Annotated in this window: 9 protein-coding genes, 1 tRNA gene and 1 riboswitch; of the genes, 5 read left to right on the top strand and 5 right to left on the bottom strand. The window is 72.8% G+C overall.

Going from position 1 to position 12,578, the window contains the following annotated elements:
- The first annotated feature begins 65 nt into the window (after window positions 1-65).
- The 4 genes from GXP76_RS29235 (at window position 66) to GXP76_RS29220 (ending at window position 4,080) form a co-directional block, all read left to right on the top strand.
- Window positions 66-139, top strand: a tRNA-Met gene (locus GXP76_RS29235).
- A 127-nt stretch (window positions 140-266) separates the two neighbouring features.
- Window positions 267-1,013, top strand: a complete 747-nt coding sequence (locus GXP76_RS29230; RefSeq protein ID WP_242574623.1) for a MerR family transcriptional regulator — start codon at window positions 267-269, stop codon at window positions 1,011-1,013.
- Between the two features lie 310 nt (window positions 1,014-1,323).
- On the top strand, window positions 1,324-2,553 hold the full coding sequence (locus GXP76_RS29225; RefSeq protein WP_374363013.1) for a PP2C family protein-serine/threonine phosphatase: 1,230 nt from the start codon (window positions 1,324-1,326) through the stop codon (window positions 2,551-2,553).
- A 296-nt stretch (window positions 2,554-2,849) separates the two neighbouring features.
- Window positions 2,850-3,004: riboswitch (cyclic di-AMP (ydaO/yuaA leader) on the top strand.
- A gap of 11 nt (window positions 3,005-3,015) precedes the next feature.
- Window positions 3,016-4,080 carry a M23 family metallopeptidase gene (locus GXP76_RS29220; protein WP_242574622.1) on the top strand — a complete coding sequence of 355 codons (1,065 nt, stop codon included), beginning with the start codon at window positions 3,016-3,018 and terminating at the stop codon, window positions 4,078-4,080.
- 37 nt (window positions 4,081-4,117) lie between these two features.
- Here GXP76_RS29220 and GXP76_RS29215 read toward each other — a convergent pair whose 3' ends face one another.
- The 4 genes from GXP76_RS29215 to GXP76_RS29200 all read right to left on the bottom strand — a co-directional run bounded on the left by GXP76_RS29215 (window position 4,118) and on the right by GXP76_RS29200 (window position 9,473).
- Window positions 4,118-5,380 carry a PrsW family intramembrane metalloprotease gene (locus tag GXP76_RS29215; protein ID WP_242574625.1) on the bottom strand — a complete coding sequence of 421 codons (1,263 nt, stop codon included), beginning with the start codon at window positions 5,378-5,380 and terminating at the stop codon, window positions 4,118-4,120.
- Window positions 5,381-5,573: 193 nt separating this feature from the next.
- The gene (gene trmB / locus GXP76_RS29210) at window positions 5,574-6,374 is read right to left on the bottom strand and encodes a tRNA (guanosine(46)-N7)-methyltransferase TrmB (RefSeq protein ID WP_374363017.1); all 801 of its coding nucleotides are present in this window, start codon (window positions 6,372-6,374) and stop codon (window positions 5,574-5,576) included.
- A 159-nt stretch (window positions 6,375-6,533) separates the two neighbouring features.
- Window positions 6,534-7,778 (bottom strand): L-2-hydroxyglutarate oxidase, encoded by a 1,245-nt coding sequence (lhgO, locus tag GXP76_RS29205; protein WP_242574621.1) that lies wholly within the window; start codon window positions 7,776-7,778, stop codon window positions 6,534-6,536.
- A 168-nt stretch (window positions 7,779-7,946) separates the two neighbouring features.
- Window positions 7,947-9,473: a hypothetical protein gene (locus GXP76_RS29200; protein ID WP_242574620.1), complete on the bottom strand. Its 1,527-nt coding sequence runs from the start codon at window positions 9,471-9,473 to the stop codon at window positions 7,947-7,949.
- A 582-nt stretch (window positions 9,474-10,055) separates the two neighbouring features.
- Here GXP76_RS29200 and GXP76_RS29195 point away from each other — a divergent pair.
- The gene (locus tag GXP76_RS29195) at window positions 10,056-12,155 is read left to right on the top strand and encodes an asparagine synthase-related protein (RefSeq protein WP_242574619.1); all 2,100 of its coding nucleotides are present in this window, start codon (window positions 10,056-10,058) and stop codon (window positions 12,153-12,155) included.
- Between the two features lie 30 nt (window positions 12,156-12,185).
- Here the strand turns inward: GXP76_RS29195 and GXP76_RS29190 are convergent.
- Window positions 12,186-12,578: NPCBM/NEW2 domain-containing protein (locus GXP76_RS29190; RefSeq protein WP_242574618.1), on the bottom strand; the 393-nt coding region annotated here is incomplete at its 5' end.

The following is a 12,578-nucleotide window of genomic DNA, read 5'->3' as shown; positions in this document are numbered from 1 at the left end:
TCGGCGCTCCGGACCGGAAAATGGAGATGATCTTGGTCCGGATGGCGTAGAGTTGCATTCAACGGCGCGGGGTGGAGCAGCTCGGTAGCTCGCTGGGCTCATAACCCAGAGGTCGCAGGTTCAAATCCTGTCCCCGCTACTCGCAGAAGACGAAGGCCCGGATCCAGTGGATCCGGGCCTTCGTCGTGCTCCGGCTCCCGCCTCCTCCCCCTCCCCACGACATCCGGCTTGACCTTTACGCGGCGTCAAGATTTAGCGTCGTGGACATGGAGTGGTCGATCCAGGACATCGCGAAGAAGGCCGGCACGACGAGCCGCACGCTCAGGCACTACGGCGAGCTGGGGCTGCTGACCCCGAGCAGGGTCGGCGGCAACGGTTACCGCTACTACGACCAGGAAGCCCTGGTCCGCCTGCAGCGGATTCTGCTGCTGCGTGAGCTGGGGCTCGGCCTGCCCGCGATCGCCCGGATCCTCGACGGTCAACAGGACACGGCCGCCGCACTGCGCACCCATCTCTCACTGCTGGAACAGGAGCGGGAGCGGGTGGGGCGTCTCATCGCCTCGGTGCGGACCACTCTCCACAAGACCGAGAGGGGAGAAGAGCTGATGGCCGAGGAGATTCTCGACGGCTTCGATCACACGCGGTACGAGCGCGAGGTGACCGAGCGGTGGGGCCGGGACGCGTACGAGAAGGGCGACCGCTGGTGGCGCTCGCTGAGCGCGGGCGAGCGGAAGGAGTTCATGGCCCGGCACGAGAGCATCGCCCGGGACTGGGGCCGGGCCAGGAAGGAGGGACGCGCCCCCGACAGCGCGGAGGCGCAGGAGATCGCCCGCAGGCACTGCGAGTGGCTGTCGACCACGTCGAGCCCCGCCAAGTCCTACGTCATCGGTGTCACGGCGATGTACGTCGACGACCCGCGCTTCGGCCGGAACTACGACAAGTACGAGGAAGGCGCGGCCGTGCTCGTACGGGACGCGATGAAGGTGTACGCCGAGCGGCATCTCACCGACTGACGGCGCCCCGGCGGCCCCGGCCCCGTCGATAGCCCAGTCGGTCGATGGCCGGGTAGCCGCCGGGCGCGGAAAGAGTAAGCCTGGGAAGTGCGCGGTACCGTGCGCAGCCGTCGACGGACCGGGCAGGAGACGACCGGTGGGGCACCTGAGAGACAGCGGAGACGACGGGACGGCGGGCGGCGGGAGCGACGACCGTTCCGCCGGGGGTGGCGCCCGCCGTCGACGTATCTCCGTCGGAACCAGATTCCGCAGCCTCAGGAACAGCGTCGAGCGCGGGATCCGCCGTAGCCTCCGGCACGCCGACGCCGGCTTGGGTGAAGCGAGCCCGACCCCGGAAGACACCGGCTGGAACGACTCCCCTTCCCCTGACAGGCGTCCCGCCGGTTTCGACCGCCCCCGCCGGGCCAGGCGGCGACGCGCCCGGCACCGCGCCCGCTCGCCGTATCCGATCGTGGAGCTCCTGCCCGGCCTGATCATCGTGGTGGCGATCGTGCTGGACCAGGTCACCCCGACAGCCTTCACGGCTTCCCCACTCTTCGCGGCGGCCCCGCTGGTGGCTGCCCCGTTCTACTCGTTCGCGCGCACCCTCCTTGTCGGCATCGTGTCGACCGTGGTCTTCCTGGGACTGCATCTCGGGACGGGGAATCTGGACAACACCTCGACGATCAGCCAAGGGCTGAACGTCTTCACGGTCTCCGTCCTCGCGCTGGCCATCAACGGTGTCGTACGCCGCAGCGGCGAACGTCTCGCCTCGGCGAGAGTCATCGCCGAGGCGGCCCAGCGGGCCGTGCTGCCCACACCCGCCCCCCGCATAGGCGGGCTGCACATCGCCGCGCGCTACGAGGCCGCCGAGGAGGGCGCGTTCATCGGCGGTGACCTGTTCGCCGTCCAGGACACCGCGTACGGGGTACGTCTGGTGGTGGGCGACGTCCGCGGCAAGGGCATGGGCGCCGTCGAGACGGTGGCCGTCGTCATCGGCGCCTTCCGTGAGGCCGCCGAGCAGGAGAGCTCGCTCGAAGGGGTCGCGCAGCGGCTGGAGCGGGCGCTGGCGCGCGAGGGCACACGGCGCAGCGGGATCGATCTGTTCGAGGGGTTCACCACCGCCGTACTGGCGGAGATCCCGCACGTCGAGGGCATGGTCCGGGTGGTCAACCGCGGGCACCCGGAGCCGCTGGTGCTCGCCGCCGACGGCGCGCTGACGGTGCTGGCCCCGTCCGATCCGGCGCTGCCGCTCGGGATGGGCGAGCTGGGGGCGTGGCCGGACCGGGCGGACGAGATCCCGTACGGGACCGGATCGACGCTCCTGCTCTACACGGACGGTCTCACCGAGGCGCGCAACGCGGCCGGTGTCTTCTACAACCCGCGCGAACGGCTGGCGGGACGGATCTTTCCCGGCCCCGACGAGCTGCTGGAGGCGATCGTCGGGGACGTACGGCTGCACACCGGCGGCGGCAGTACGGACGACATGGCGCTGCTGGCCGTCAGCCGGCCGACGGCGCGCCAGCCGGAGCGGCGCAGGACGATGCCCGTCGTGCCCTGAGACGGCTCGCCCTGCCGGCCGCCCCGCCATCCGCCGGGCGGCGGTGTCGTCCGGCCCGGCACGCTGTGTAGTCGGGAAGCACCGCTCCGCATAACATTTGACGCACCGTCAGTTCGAGTGTGTGATCGCACACGGCCCGAGAGTCGATCAACTCGCCCGATTACGCCCACTTGTGGCCCGGTTGATCCCGGCCGTCATCGCTAACGATCACCCGGAACAGCTTGGAATAAGCCCCGGTCGTCTATTAACGTTCGATAACGCAGCGCGGTTGTCCCAGCCGTCGAAAGAGACGGCACCGTGCGCACGCGCCGAATTCCGCAAGGAAACCGGGGAACCACCAATTGGGGTGAATCGGGCGCCTCTTGCTGCCTTGTGCGGTCAAGAACGCCCGTAGGAGACCTTCCTGCTCCGAACCCGTCAGCTAACCCGGTAGGCGAGAAGGAAGGAAAGGAGAGCGCCCCAGTGGCGTCCAACAGGCCTGCCCCCGAAGCCTCAGCCCCGGCCTATTTCGGCCCCGGCAGCCGGTTCGCCGGCACCGACCTCACCGACGGTGAGGCGAACAGGGACCGGGAGGAGTGGAATCCCACCGCGGACTCCATCCGCCCCGTACGCGGGAAGCACCGTGTCGCCAAGCAGCGCAACGCTCTCGCCCGCAGCTCCACGGTCCTCGGAGTAGGCGTCATCGCCGCGGTCGGCGCGGGAGGCATCGCCTCCGCGCAGGACAAGCCCGCGGTCTCGATATCACTTCCAGACGCGATCTCGGACAGTTTCCCCGACGCCAAGTCCCTTCCCGGCGTCGGGTCTTTCATGTCCGACGGCGACAAGAAGAGCGACGAGACACCCTCACCGCTCACCACGGCGGCCCTCACCGCCGCCGACGCCCAGGCGGGCACCACCGACTCCGGCGAGGCGCTGCGCGCCCGCATCCTCCAGCAGGCGGAGCAGCAGCAGGCCGAGGCCGACGCCGCCCAGAAGGCGAGCGCCGAGGCGGAGGCCGCCGAGAAGGCCGCGGCCGAGGCCAAGAAGCAGCAGACCGACGCGGAGGAGAAGGCCGCCGAGGAGAAGCGCAAGGCCAAGGAGGCCGCGGAGGCCAAGGCGGAGAAGGAGCGCCTGGAGAAGCTGGCCGCCAGCTTCTCGCTGCCCACCTCCTCGTACACGCTCACCTCCACCTACGGCCAGACCGGCTCCATGTGGTCCTCCGGCCAGCACACCGGCCTGGACTTCGCCGCCCCCACGGGCACGCCCACCAAGGCCGTGCACAGCGGGACCATCAAGTCGGCCGGCTGGTCGGGGTCGTACGGCTACCGCGTCGTGCTGGAGCTCGACGACGGTTCGGAGATCTGGTACGCCCACCTGTCCTCGATGACGGTCGCCGCCGGCCAGAAGGTCACCACCGGCGAGACGATCGGACGCGTGGGAGCCACGGGCAACGTCACCGGTCCGCACCTGCACCTGGAGGTGCACACCGCGGGCGGCAGCGGGATCGACCCGCTGAGCTGGCTGCGCAGCAAGGGCCTCGCCCCCTGACCGGGTCAGGCACGTAGGACTGTCCGGCACACAGGACTCAGCTCCGATACGGGTTGTAGCCGCCGTAGTCGATGTACGGCGGCGGTGTCCACACCCGCCCCGTCGCCCGCGCCGCGTAAGCCAGCGCGGGCGACGCCACGTCCCGGCGCTGCCACAGGTGGTGCAGCAGCTCCTGCTCGCGCTCGGCGTAGTCCGGGCCCGCCGTGCCGCGCCCCGCCCGGTGGCGCAGGAACGCCAGGGACGTCGCGAACGCCTCGTACTCGCCGACCGTGCGCGCCGCCGCCGGACCGTGGCCGCGCCCCGCGACGGCGCGCGCCATCGAGCGCGCCCGCATCGAGGACAGGGCGAGCGGCTCGGTCTCGGCGAGCCAGCCGGCCGCCGCGTACGCGGGCAACTCGGCCGCGACCGTGCGCAGTTCCCGTTGCCGGCTCCAGATCGCCAGCCAGGTGAGCAGGGCGAAGGCGGGCACCATGAAGGCCGCGTACACCGCGTAGAAGCCGTAGGGGCCGAACAGCCAGGACGAGCCGTTCCACAGCGCGTGCGTGCCCATGGCCAGCAGGAGGCCGAGCAGCGGCATCAGCCGGCGGCGGACGCGCTGGCGGTGCGTGGCGAGCGCGGCGATGCCGAAGCCGATGCCTGTCAGCACCGTGAAGAGCGGATGCGCGAACGGGGACATGACGACCCGTACGAAGAAGGTCGCCGCGGTCACGGACGCCAGGCCCGAGTTGCCGATCTGCTGGTCCTCGCCGAAGGCGCTGCCGAGGTAGAGGATGTTCTCGGTGAAGGCGAAACCCGTCGCGGTGAAGCCGGCGACGACGACTCCGTCGACGAGACCGGTGAACGACTGGCGGCGGAAGAGGAAGATCAGCAGGATCGCGGCGGCCTTCGCGCTCTCCTCGACGATCGGCGCGACCACGGTGGCGCCCAGGGACTCCGCGCCGCTGGGATCGGCGGTGGCGGTGGCTATCCACTCGGTCGCGAAGGAGTTCGCCGTTATCGCCACGAGGGCGGCGGCGCAGGCGCCCCAGGCGAAGGCGAAGAGCAGGTTCCGCCAGGGGCCGGGCTCGACCCGGTCCAGCCAGCGGAAGGCCGCCATCAGCAGCGGCACGGGCAGGAGCGCCAGTCCGAGACCGACCAGGAAGCCCTGGGTGCCGGTCTGTTCGCGTACGAGCGACAGGATCAGCAGACCGCACAGGGCGAGCAGGATGACCACCGCGCCCGCGCGCACGGCCGGGTGCCGCCACAGGACACGCCGCGGCCGGTAACGCCAGCGGGAACGCTCCGGCACCGCGGCCCACATGTCACCGAGCCGCTGCTGCTGCTCGTAGGCGGGGATCGCCGGGTGCGTGGGTGCGGGCCAGGGCCCGGGCGCGTGGGCGGGCCGGTGCTCGTGCGGGGGCGGTCGGAACGGTTCGGACACCTGCTGACCCTAACGAGCGGCACCGACAGCTCGCGACGGTGCCCGGCTCGTCCCGGCCCGCCCCGACGCCGCGTCACGCCGTCGCCGCGCCGTCCGCGACCCGGCGGAAGAGCAGGTCGCGTACGGCATGCCCCTTCTCCAGGCCCTGGCCCTCGAACCGGGTGAGCGGCCGGAAGTCGGGACGCGGCGCGTAGCCGGTGCCGGGGGAGGTGTTCTCGTAGGCCGGGTGCGCGGTCAGTACGTCGAGCATCTGCTCGGCGTACGGCTCCCAGTCGGTCGCGCAGTGCAGTACGGCGCCGGGCTTCAGCCGGGGCGCGACCAGGTCGAGGAACTCGGGCTGGATCAGCCGCCGTTTGTGGTGGCGCTTCTTGGGCCACGGGTCGGGGAAGTAGACGCGGATCCCGGCCAGCGACCCGGGCGGCAGCATCTCCCGCAGCAGGATGATCGCGTCGCCGTTGGCCACCCGGATGTTGGACAGCCCGTCGCGCTCGGCGAGGCGCAGGAGGTTCCCCTGCCCCGGTGTGTGGACGTCGGCGGCGAGTATGCCGGTGCCCGGGTCGTCGGCGGCCATCCGCGCGGTCGCCTCGCCCATGCCGAAGCCGATCTCCAGGACGACCGGGAGCCCGCCGAACATCGCGTCGAGATCGAGGACGCGCTGCCCGTCGATGTCCAGGCCCCAGGAGGGCCAGAGCCGCCGCAGGACATCGGCCTGGCCGGTCGTGACACGGCTGCGGCGCGGCTGGAAGCTGCGGATACGGCGCTCGAAGTGCGAACCGGCGGGGTCGGCGGCCGGGCCCGTGCCCTCGGGGAACATCCGGCTCCGGGGGGCGGTGCGGTCGGCGTGCGCGCCGTCGTGGTCGCTGTTCACGTTCATCTGGGTCTGGGACACGTTTTCCCGGGCACGTCGGAGTCGGACAGGATCCTCTCGATTCTACGGACCCGCCCACGGTGCCCGGCCGGTGCCGACAACGCCCGTGATCGATGCGCCGGGATCCCGGCCTACGGGCGGACGGCGCCACTTCGCGGACACCCCCTAGAACCCGTCCGCGTCCTTCAGCATCGTCAGCGCCCGCTTCGCCACCTCGCGGCCGATCGGGAGCGCGGCCGTCGCCGCCGGTGACGGGGCGTTGAGCACATGGACCGTGCGCGGCCCGCGCCGGATCAGGAAGTCGTCGGCCAGCGTGCCGTCGCGAAGCACCGCCTGGGCGCGCACGCCGGCGGTCGCGGGGCGCAGGTCGGCGTCCGTCACGGCGGGCAGCAGCCGGCGTACGGCGGTGGCGAAGGCGCGCTTGGACAGCGAGCGCCTCAGCTCGCCCGCGCCGTACCGCCAGTGTCTGCGGGCTATCCGCCAGGAACCCGGCCAGCCGAGGGTGCCCGCCATCTCACGGGGGCGCACGGCGGACCAGGAGTAGCCCTCACGGGCCAGCGCGGGCACCGCGTTGGGGCCGACATGGACGCCGCCGTCGACCCCGCGCGTCAGATGCACCCCCAGGAAGGGAAATGCCGGATCCGGTACCGGATAGACCAGCCCGCGGACGAGACCGGGCCGCGCCAGCTCGAAGTACTCACCCCGGAACGGGACGATCCGCATACCCGGGTCGTCGCCCGCGAGCCGGGCCACCCGGTCGCACTGGAGCCCCGCGCAGTTGACGAGCGCGCGGGCCCTGACGACCTCACCGGCGGCTGTGCGGACGGCGACACCCCACGCCCGCCGGTCGACGACGGTGACCTCCGCGCCGTACCGCACGGTCGCGCCGGACGCCTCCGCCGAATCGGCGAGCCGCGCCGCGACGGCCCCGAAGTCGCACACCCCCGTCGTGCCGACGTGGATCGCGGCCAGACCGCGCACCTCCGGCTCGTACTCCATGATCTGCGCCGGCCCCAGCTCCCGTACCGGAATGCCGTTCTCCCTGCCGCGCTGGACCAGGGCATGCAGCCGGGGCAGCTCGTCCCGGCCGGTGGCGACGATGAGCTTGCCGGTGACCTCGTGCGCGATGCCGTACTCCGCGCAGAACCTGACCATCTCGGCGGCGCCCTTGACCGCGTAGCGCGCCTTGAGGGATCCGGGGCGGTAGTACACACCGCTGTGGATGACCCCGCTGTTGTGCCCCGTCTGGTGCCGCGCCGGGCCGGGCTCCTTCTCCAGGACCGTCACACGGGTGCCCGGGGCGGCCCGGGTGAGGGCGTGGGCCGTCGAGAGACCGACGATGCCGCCGCCGATCACCAGCACGTCGCAGTCGTAGCCGCGGCCGCCGCGACCCGAGCCGTCTGTCTTCACTCGCGCAACCTCCCACCCCGATAGTGCACTGGCCCACTGACAATGCCCTTAAACCACCGGGGTGCCACGCGCGTCCCTCATCGTTCACCGAGCATTCGGGCGGCGGGCCCGGCCACCGGCGCGTACGGCCGCCCGGACCCCGCCGTACGCGGGCGGCCCGCGTACGGCTTACGCGGGCGCCACCAACAGCGGGCGCGCCCGCTCCCGCAGCTCCGCGACCCTCGGCTCGTCGCCGTACGGCTCCAGGCGGTGCAGCAGGTCCCGTACGTACTCCGTCGTGCGCGCCGACGAGATCCGCCCCGCCACCTCCACGGCCCGTGTCCCCGCCGCGCACGCCGCGTCCAGATTGCCGGACTCCAGCTCGGCCACGGCGCTCACCACCAGGCGTAACCCGTGCGACCGCGCGAACTCCTCGGTCGGCCGGGACAGCGCCTGCTCGTTGAAGCGCCGCATCTGATGCGGCACCTTCAGGTCGCGGTAGCACTCGGCGGCGTCGGCGGCGAAGCGGTCGTAGGAGTAGAAGCCCAGCCAGCTGGGGTCGGCGTCGCCCGCGCGGGAGCGCTCCAGCCAGCCCTCCGCCGCCTTGAGCGCGGCTCCGGCCGCCGCCGCGTCGCCCGCCTTCGCGTGCGCGCGCGCCTCGACCAGCCGGAAGAAGCTCATGGTGCGGGCGGTCGCGAGCCCCCGGTTGCGCTCCAGCGCGGCCTGGGCCAGGTCGACGCCCTCGTCGGCGAAACCGCGGTACGTCGCCTGGAGGGACATCGACGCCAGTACGTAGCCGCCGAGCGGCACGTCCGCCGCCGCGCGGGCCAGGCGCAGCGCCTGGATGTAGTACCGCTGCGCGGCCTCCTGCTGACCGGTGTCGAAGGCCATCCACCCGGCCAGCCTGGTCAGTTCGGCGGTCGCGCCGAAGAGGCCGCGGCCGACCTCGTCGCTGTACGCGGCGAGCAGCAGCGGCGCCGCGTCGACCCGCAGGCACTCGGGCACCATCGACGAACGCCAGTCCCCGCCGCCGTACTTGGAGTCCCAGCGCCGGGCGTCGGCCGCCGCCTCGCGGAGCTTGGCGACATCGCTGTGGCCCACGCGCAGGGGCGACAGCTCGCCGCCGGCGTCGGCTCCGGGCGCGCCCGCGGCGGCCGGAGCGAGGGCCGACGCCGGCGGGGTCAGCCCGGGTCCGCCGTGCGCCGCGTGTGCTCTGCGCGCCGCCTCGGCCATCGCCGCGTCCCGCGCGACGGACGAGTCGGCGGGCGATATCAGCCACCGTGAGGCGGGCGTGGCATACGCGCTGACCGCGAAGGAACCGGCCAGCGACTGCCAGATGCCGCCGCCGCCCGCCCGGCGGCCCGCCAGGTCCAGCCGGTACAGATCGGTCGCCGACCGCACCGCCTCGCCCACGTCGCGCGGGAAGGCGAGACCCACCTCAGGCGCGGGATCGGCGTCGGCCAGGCCGATCTCGTGCAGCGGTACGGGCCGGCCGAGCTTGGAACCGATGGCCGCGGCGATCAGATGGGGCGCCGCACCCTGCGGAATCATCCCCTTCGAGACCCACCGCGCCACCGAGGTCTTGTCGTATCGAAGCGTCAGACCGCGCTGCGACCCGAGGTCGTTGACCCGCCGGGCGAGACCGGCGTTGCTGATTCCCGCGAGGGCGAGAACGGTGCCGAGCTTCTCGTTCGGCCCGCGTAGCTCCCTGGACATGCGTCACCCCTCGACACACAGACGGCCGCCCCGCCGGCTCCTCTTTCTGAGGAACCCGTGGCATTCGTAAACCCAGCGTAGTTCGCCGCATCCCTACCGTTAAGGGGCGGACGTCCGGATGGCGGGATTGTTGTCCGTACGCGAGTACGTGTGAAACCCGCCCCGGATCGAACGTGCTCCGGCTGTGTGGCCGTGCGCCCGGCCGTGCGCTCTTGGCCTAAAGAGGCCGGGAGCGCTTCCATGAGTGCTGCGTGGGTCGGCCCGCTGCGTACTGGAACCAGTGGGCTGGGGGACACCGCCGCCTCATTTCCCCGCGGGTGGCGGATCGGTCCGGGAGGTGATGGCGCCTCCCGGACTGTACATTTACCGACGTTCTGTCGGCGGATCGGGCTCGGAGATTGGCTGAAAGCTGTCTGTCCGTCCTGACCCCCTGACAGCGCCAACTGGCCTTTGCCAGGGGCGCATTCGCTTTTCGCGCTCCCTCACCGGGGCCACTCCTGTGTGCCGTTGTCGTGGCAGCATGTTCACGAACGACTGATGACGACGGGTACGACTCTTGATCCACAGGCTGTGGAGGCGCCGATGCGCTGGTTGGTGGGGTGGAGCAGTATCGCCGCGAGCTTCGGCACGGCGGGCTCCGTGGGCGATCAGTCCGAGGGCCGTACGGTCCACCCCGTCGGCTCCCAACTCCTGTGGGGGGACCCGGATCCGCTCTGGGCCGTCGGCGACTGGCGCGACGACGAGGTCCGCGTCGTCAGCGTCGACCCCTTCACCCGGCTCGCCGTGTTCGGCTGCTGCGGAGCCACCGACGAAGAGCTGAAGGTCGGTCTGTTCGCCGCCCGCGGCGGCGCCCTGCGTCATCTCACCGCCTGGCCCGGCAGTTACACGGCGGTCGCCCAGATCGGCCGCCGGATCACCGTCGCCGGCGACCTCGCGGGCGCGAGACCCGTCTTCCACACGCCGTGGGCGAACGGCACCGCGTACGCCACCGCCGCCCTGCCGCTCGCCGACCTCATCGAGGCACAGCTCGACATCGGGCACCTGGCGGCGTTGCTCGCCTGCCCCGAAACCCCCGAGGCGCTCCGCGACTCCACGCCGTACGCGGGCGTCAAACGCGTACCGCCCGGCCACGCCCTCGTCCTGCGCGAGGGCTCCCGCGAGATCACCGGCTACGAACAGGTCGCCTCGCTCGCCGTCGCCGCGCCCCAGGTCGACCCCGAACGAGCCGTCGAGGGAGTCAGGGACGCCCTCGTCGAAGCCGTACGGGCCAGACTCCTGGCGCCGCGTCACGCACCCGAGGCCACACCGCCCGACCCCGGGCCCGTGCCGGGCATGGGGCCCGCCGACCGGCGCGCCGCCCGCGGCGGACCCGTCCCCGGCATCGGCGCCGACCTGTCCGGCGGCAGCGCCTCGGGCACGCTCGCCCTGCTCGCCGCCGGACTGCCCGGCGCGCCCGGCACCGTCCTCGGCCACGGCACCGGCGCGGGCGAACGGCTCCTCGCCGTCACCTTCAACGACCTGGCCACCGGCGGGCGCGAGGCCGAACTGGAACGGGCCCGCGCCATGGCCTCCAACCCCCGGCTGCACCACGTGGTCGTCGCCGCGGGCGAAGAGGCCCTGCCGTACGCCGAGTTGGAGGGCCCGCTGACCGACGAGCCCGGCCCCTCCCTCGTCACCGCCGAACGCCACCGCCGCCGGCTCGCCGCGGGCAGCGCCGACCACTTCACCGGGGCCGGGGCCCGCGAGGTCCTGGACGCCCACCCCGCGCGCCTGGCCGACCTGCTGATCGACCGGCGCCGCCGCGACCTGCTGCGGCCGACCACCGCGCTCGCCAAGGCCCAAGGGCCCACGGCGGGCTCGCTGTTCGTGCCCCTGACCGTCTACCGCGCGGCCCGCCGCCTCGCCCGCACGCCCTACCGCACCGGGCTCGAAGAGGCGGCCGCGCGACTCCCCGGCGCCCACCGCGAACGCGACGCGCCCGCCGCCGACGGGCCGTTGGGCGCCTCACTCGCCTCACTCACCTGGTCGCGGCCCGGACCGGCGGCCCGCTGGCTCACGGGCGAGGCCCTGGCCGAGGTATCGGTTCTTCTGACAGCGGCGGCGATCCGCCCGGCATCCGTCCAGCGGCCCGGAGAGGCCCGCGCACGGGCCGCGCTGGCCCGGCACGCCGCCGACCACCGCATCTTCGAGCAGGCCGCCGAGATCCGCAGCCAGCGGCTCCACGCGCCGTTCTTCGACAACCAGGTCGTACGGGCCTGCCGGGCGCTCCCCGAATCGCTGCGCGTGCAGCCCGGCGCCCGCGCCGACGTCCTGCGCGCGGTCCTCGCGGGGGCGGGCATCCACGACCTGCCGCCGGGCTGGGGCGCCACGACACACGCGACGTCGGCCGCCGCGACCCGCACCGGGATGCGGGCGGCCGTCGGCGACCTGATCGCCCTGTTCGACGCGCCGCTGCTCGCCGACGCCGGCCTGATCGAGGCACGCGTCGTACGCAAGGCGCTGCGCAAGGCGGCCGAGGGCGAACCGATCCCGCTGGACGGCATCGCCGACCTCGTCTCCACGGAACTGTGGCTCAGACGCCTGCTCTCCCGCCGCGGCACCTGCTGGACGGGCACGGCGGCGCCGCGCCAGCGCGCGGTCGCGGGCGGCGTGGTGCCACGCCGCCCCACCCTGCACCCGTAGACGCACCTGGTTCTCTCCGCCGTCCGGCGGTCAGCCGCAACTGATGCCGGACCGCGCCCAGTCGGCCACCGCCACCGAGTCGAACGGCGTGTGCGGCTCGACCACCAGCCGGATCCTCTTCTGGCCCGCGATCCCCACGTTCACCGGCACAGCCTCCTCACCGCCGCGCACCACCGGGGACCGCCAGAGTCGGCCGCCGTCGCCGTACACGGAGAAACGCACCGCGCCCAGCCCCAGCGTCAGGTCGTCGACTCCGGCCATCGCCCGGTAGGTGGCGCACGGGCGGTTGAGCTGGATGGTCACCGAACCCGAGGCGTGCATGGACACCCCGTGCCCGTACCGCGTGCCGCCGATCGACATACCGGGGCGCTGCCAGAGCCAACTGCTCTGCCCGATCAGCACCTCCGGCCCGGTCCCGTCACC

This window comes from Streptomyces sp. NP-1717 (assembly GCF_022695985.1).
Taxonomy (GTDB): Bacteria; Actinomycetota; Actinomycetes; order Streptomycetales; family Streptomycetaceae; genus Streptomyces.
Note: the sequence above shows the minus strand (reverse complement) of the source record. Positions and strands in the feature narration are given on the sequence as shown.

Excerpts from the sequence above, each read along its gene's own strand:
- GXP76_RS29230 (WP_242574623.1), top strand. The coding sequence starts at position 267 with ATGGAGTGGTCGATCCAGGACATCGCGAAGAAGGCCGGCACGACGAGC.
- GXP76_RS29215 (WP_242574625.1), bottom strand. The coding sequence starts at position 5,380 with ATGTGGGCCGCGGTGCCGGAGCGTTCCCGCTGGCGTTACCGGCCGCGG.
- trmB (WP_374363017.1), bottom strand. The coding sequence starts at position 6,374 with ATGAACGTGAACAGCGACCACGACGGCGCGCACGCCGACCGCACCGCC.
- GXP76_RS29200 (WP_242574620.1), bottom strand. The coding sequence starts at position 9,473 with ATGTCCAGGGAGCTACGCGGGCCGAACGAGAAGCTCGGCACCGTTCTC.
- GXP76_RS29195 (WP_242574619.1), top strand. The coding sequence starts at position 10,056 with ATGCGCTGGTTGGTGGGGTGGAGCAGTATCGCCGCGAGCTTCGGCACG.